The organism is Mesorhizobium sp. M7A.F.Ca.CA.002.05.1.1, assembly GCF_003998335.1.
Taxonomy (GTDB): Bacteria; Pseudomonadota; Alphaproteobacteria; order Rhizobiales; family Rhizobiaceae; genus Mesorhizobium.
The window spans coordinates 1-1,814 of record NZ_RZQI01001079.1 but is presented as its reverse complement, the minus strand read 5'-3'; the positions used below and the strand labels follow the sequence as shown (position 1 = coordinate 1,814).

Below are 1,814 nucleotides of genomic sequence, written 5' to 3'. Positions count from 1 at the left end.
GTCATGCAGTGGCCTGTCGTCATCAAGGACGGCGAAGCGACGATCGGCGCCGGACTGCTGCATCGCCTCACCCCCGGCAGCAAGCTCGCCATCCTGCCATCGGCGTTATCGCCGCTGTCCGACGCTGTCGGATTTTTGGAAGTGCAGTCGGCAAAAAACCTGGAAAGCCGCGTCAAGCCGGTCGAGTTCGACAAGAAGCCGGCGCTCAAATTCGCCGACATTCCCGCCAACGCCTATGCGCGGGTGGCGGAGATCGCCGTCGACTATAAGCTCGTCTTGGCGCGGCCGGCCATAGCCAAGGGACTTGAAAAGGAAACCGCTCTGGTCAATTCGGTTCTCGACGAACTGGCCACAGCCAGGGAGACCGGCTTCAACATCGAGCTGGTCGATCCCGGCAAGAGCGCCGACCTCCGCCTCGCGGTGATGCGCGAGAATGCTGTTCCCGGTGCCCACAAGGATGCGACAGACAAGCCGGCGCTGTGGTTCCTGCCGGCATCGGGCGACGTGAGCCTGAAGGAGGGCGGCAAACCGCCGCTGATCATCATTCACGACCGCCAGAAACTGGCCGATGCAATGGCCAGGAACCTGCGCACCATCTTCCGCGCCACCGGGCTTTCGCGGCTGGCGGCGGCCACGGACTACAAGCCCGAGGACGTCGACGTCCAGTTTCAGGTCAAACGTCGCGACAAGGATGGCCTCGAACCGCTGCAGGCTTCGGTTGTGCCGCGCGTGTCGCCGGGCGACGAAGTGCATGTGCTGGCCAAGAACGGCTCGGATCTGCTGGTCGACATCAATGTGCTCTATGTCGGCAGCGACTATTCGATCACCCATATCGTTGCCGAACGCCTCGCCCCGCAAGCCATGCTCGAAGAGGGGCTGCTGGCTTTCACCGACACCAGCTTCGGCATGGAGCGGATGATCGCGGTTTTGACCGAGGCGCCGCCGGGGAGCGAGAAGCAGGATCTGAGCTTCCTGGCGCAGGACGGCGTCGCCGCGGCGACACGCGGAATGGGCTCCGCCGGCTTCTCCGACATGCTGACCGATCTCGGCATGGCGCCGGCAACCCGCTCGGTGATGCGGCTTGCCGACAAGAGCGGCCCGAAAGGCGCGGTGATGATTTTCCCGATGGAGACGGTGCCGCGCGCCTGAGCGGATGCCGGCGCCGCATGGCTCTGCCGGCTCTTGCGCGATCGGCGCGATATGAGAACATTCCCGGCCGCGTCTTGGCGCATGACGGCCGGATGAAACGGATAGGATCGATTGTGAAGAATTCTGTGTTTTCCTGGCGTGGAACGGTGGCTGGCCTTGGCGGCGGCCTGTTGTTGATCGCCAACGCTTCGGCGGACGAGGCCTGCGGCCTGTGCGTCAAGCAGATCGTCACCAACTCGGAACTGGCGACGTGTTTTCTCGATCAGTACGACCAGTTCGCCAAAAGCGGCAGCGACGCCGTTGTCGTCGATCTCAGCAACTGCGCCTCGCGCGGCGTCGTCGAAGCCTTGCCGTCACCGAACAAGGGGGCGGCGGAGCCTGACGTGCAGTTCATGATTTCGCGCCTGCAACTGGAATGCCTGAAACGGAAGCTGGAGACGCCGGGCATCGTGCTGGATCCCTCCGCCACCATTGAACTGGACAGCTGCGGATGAAGAAGCCAACGGGCAACACCAGGCAGACAGCAGCCGCCGCAAAGGCGCCGGCCGGCAAACCCGCGCTGGCGGAAACCACCGAAGGTTTCCCTTGGCCAAGCGCCCACGAGATCAAGAAGGAGAGCAACCCCTTCACCGACCGCGACTGGCGCATGCTGGTCTATGCCTGGT

Annotated in this window: 1 protein-coding gene and 1 pseudogene; both read left to right on the top strand. The window is 63.8% G+C overall.

Features of this window, described 5'->3' with window-relative positions:
- Positions 1-1,149, top strand: a pseudogene (locus EN939_RS32660) (caspase family protein); the annotation flags it as partial.
- Positions 1,150-1,262: 113 nt separating this feature from the next.
- The gene (locus EN939_RS32655; RefSeq protein WP_127271640.1) at positions 1,263-1,643 is read left to right on the top strand and encodes a hypothetical protein; all 381 of its coding nucleotides are present in this window, start codon (positions 1,263-1,265) and stop codon (positions 1,641-1,643) included.
- Positions 1,644-1,814: the final 171 nt, after the last annotated feature.